Source organism: Rhodopirellula maiorica SM1 (genome assembly GCF_000346295.1).
GTDB classification, from domain to species: domain Bacteria; phylum Planctomycetota; class Planctomycetia; order Pirellulales; family Pirellulaceae; genus Novipirellula; species Novipirellula maiorica.
Genome location: NZ_ANOG01000744.1, coordinates 1 through 2537, shown reverse-complemented (window position 1 = coordinate 2537; position 2537 = coordinate 1). Strand labels below are relative to the sequence as shown.

4 protein-coding genes are annotated in these 2537 nt (G+C 53.4%); 2 read left to right on the top strand and 2 right to left on the bottom strand.

Annotation, left to right across the window (positions count from 1 at the left end):
- Positions 1–296: 296 nt before the first annotated feature.
- The gene (locus RMSM_RS40070; RefSeq protein WP_144057917.1) at positions 297–668 is read right to left on the bottom strand and encodes a hypothetical protein; all 372 of its coding nucleotides are present in this window, start codon (positions 666–668) and stop codon (positions 297–299) included.
- Between the two features lie 123 nt (positions 669–791).
- Between RMSM_RS40070 and RMSM_RS24135 the strand changes: the two genes are divergently transcribed.
- Positions 792–1625, top strand: a complete 834-nt coding sequence (locus tag RMSM_RS24135) for a hypothetical protein (RefSeq protein WP_144057916.1) — start codon at positions 792–794, stop codon at positions 1623–1625.
- Here RMSM_RS24135 and RMSM_RS40065 read toward each other — a convergent pair.
- The gene (locus RMSM_RS40065) at positions 1593–2237 is read right to left on the bottom strand and encodes a hypothetical protein (RefSeq protein ID WP_144057915.1); all 645 of its coding nucleotides are present in this window, start codon (positions 2235–2237) and stop codon (positions 1593–1595) included. The genes RMSM_RS24135 and RMSM_RS40065 overlap by 33 nt on opposite strands.
- A 105-nt stretch (positions 2238–2342) precedes the next feature.
- Here RMSM_RS40065 and RMSM_RS42970 point away from each other — a divergent pair.
- The coding region (locus RMSM_RS42970; RefSeq protein WP_236622285.1) for a hypothetical protein at positions 2343–2537 on the top strand (195 nt) is incomplete at its 3' end.

Sequence of the window (2537 nt, the reverse complement as noted above, 5' to 3'; positions counted from 1 at the left end):
CCAAACGGCGAAGTGGACACTTTTTGAGGCATGTTTGACACGACGACCAACTCAATAGAGTCGTGATTTTCCGAACCAAACCGTGGAAAGATGCGACGCATAAAGCATCACACGAGCGCACCAGAGCGATGCAAGAAAATTAAACGGCCCCTAGAAACCGGCCCTTTTCGCTTCCTACGATGTTTCATCGCTCAGCCAAGGTGGCTGGGGACACATCACACGCACACGAAAGAAAAAGAGAACCGCGAGCCAGGCTATTGATTTAGCGGTCATACCTAGCTCGCGGTCGACTCCCATTAGTAGTCAAAGTCATTGTCGGCATGGGCGAGAACTAAGTCAACCAGCGAATGACCTGCCAATGGGCGTCTCTCATCGGAGACACCATGGATACCACACAAATCGGCGCCGCTGGCACGGACTGGCGCATTCTTGTAGCGATTCGTTTTTTCGATTGGATCGAAGAAAACGTGAAGAACGCCAGTGCTCGTTATGAGCTGATGATTGCATATCACGCTTGGACCAAACGCGGCCATTTCAGCATTAACACCGGCAGAGTGGACGGCACCCATGGCTCCACGACTCGAAAGGCGATCGCCAAGGCGCTCGTCGATTGCCCATATATCGAGCTGGTACGTGACGCCGAAATCAAGAAACACGCTGCGATCCACCGATTTTGCGGGCTCGATTCACGCTCGATTTCAGGTAACCCAAACCAGCCAACAGATAGTGGATTGGGTGGGTCCTCTCCTGGTCGTCGGTGTCGTGTTGTTATGTTGGATGCTACGTGGTTGATGACACGTGCTATTCGCTGGTGCACGTGGTGCGCTGAGCGTAACTACGAAATCTGCTGTGACTTCTTCGGCATTACGAAAAGAGCCAAAGCCATTTTCGAAACGTTCCAAAAAGTAACACCGCCAACCAACGACAAATTTTTGCGCGAGATCAGCGACGAAAAAAACGCCGAGACCGGGCTATCAAAACGCGACTGGAGTGCTCGATTACTGCGTAAAATGCGGGACGGATCGCTACTCCGCGTGGCCCGAAACAAGTCCGGTCGTGTCTACCACTCGCTGACCAACACTCCCCGCCTGATGCGAAAGGAAATGCTGATCGATGGCGAGCGAATGATCGAAGTGGATCTTAAGAGTGCGTACTGGGCTGTTATCGCCGCCCAATTGCCTGAAGGCGATGAAAAAGACCGCATGGTCGCTGGGGTACAGTCAGGGCACTGGTATGCCGATTTGGGCAATGAAGCTGGTGTCGATTTTCCAACGTCCGACGACCTAAAGGTGGCCACCCAGGTGCAATGCCTCACCGGGCAGGACCAGCGACTCGACTCTCGCCCGCTGTGGGTTGCTCTCCGCCGGCGTTTTCCAATCGCGGCATCGATGATCCAGGGGATCCGCGACGACGTAGGTGCATCGGGGCTGACTCACTACCTTACGCGTCTGGAGGGCAGTGTGATGACGCCGGTGCACGATCGACTGATCGACATGGGGATTGACTTTTTGCCCTTGCACGACGCCGTGCTCGTGCCTGAGTCCGCAGCGGAGCGAGTAGCCGACGTTATTCGCGCCATCGGCGAATCAATACTAGGATTCACTCCGCGCGTATCTGTCAAATAGCGAATCTATACGCTTTTTCGCGACATGTTTCGCTCGTTTTTGAGCCTGTGTTATTGGGGCGTTTTTCTTAATAACACCGGAGAGCAAAATGAAAGAACTAGCAACAAAGATTGGCCTGAACGAATTGAACCGAGTCGCAATCACTTGCAACGCATGTGGCACGACAGTTGAGATCAACATTTGCAAATTCGCGGGGACGTTCTCGCGAAAAACATGCATCGCGTGTAATAAAGAGATCTTGGAAGAAGATCGCGTGTTCGAGAGTTTAAGTAAATTGATGTCCGGATTGAGCTCTGCGGCGAATAGCGTTTTGAACCACGCCAGCGTGAAGTTCATCATCCGAGAGAACCCTGAAAGCAGTGGCGAGGAAACAGAAAAATGCACGAAGACGACGAATACGACCGAGCCCTCCAAGGACTTATGAAAACCAAGGAAGCCATCGAGCGCCGAATAGCTGCTCAGGTGGTCCGGCTGGAGGACGAGGGGATCACCGGATATATCCCGGTGATGATTGTGCCGGAATCGCCAGAAAGTGAGGAGCATAGGTTGCGGCTTCTCCGAATCCTCGAGAGCCTTCAACGCGGCGACGAATCCCCGTGATCCCAGCGTCATGAATTTCCGTGGTCAACTTGACCACGGAAAATAGCCCCTGAGGTTTCACGCGCGTGTCTGGATCAAAACCCCGTGTTTTACGGCCTAAATCGAAACGCCGATTTCATGAGCCACCCCGTGGGAGGGCAAAAAACAGTGCGTGGTCAACTTGGATGCGAGACCGCGGTCGCCCTAACGTCGGTGCGTGATCCTTTTTTCGGGACCGGTGATCGAGGTCTGATCCTGCTGCGTTGCATTCGGTCGCCACGTGAACCAAACTGCATGCACATCGCTGGTGTGTTCTCAACAAACGTCGTCAGC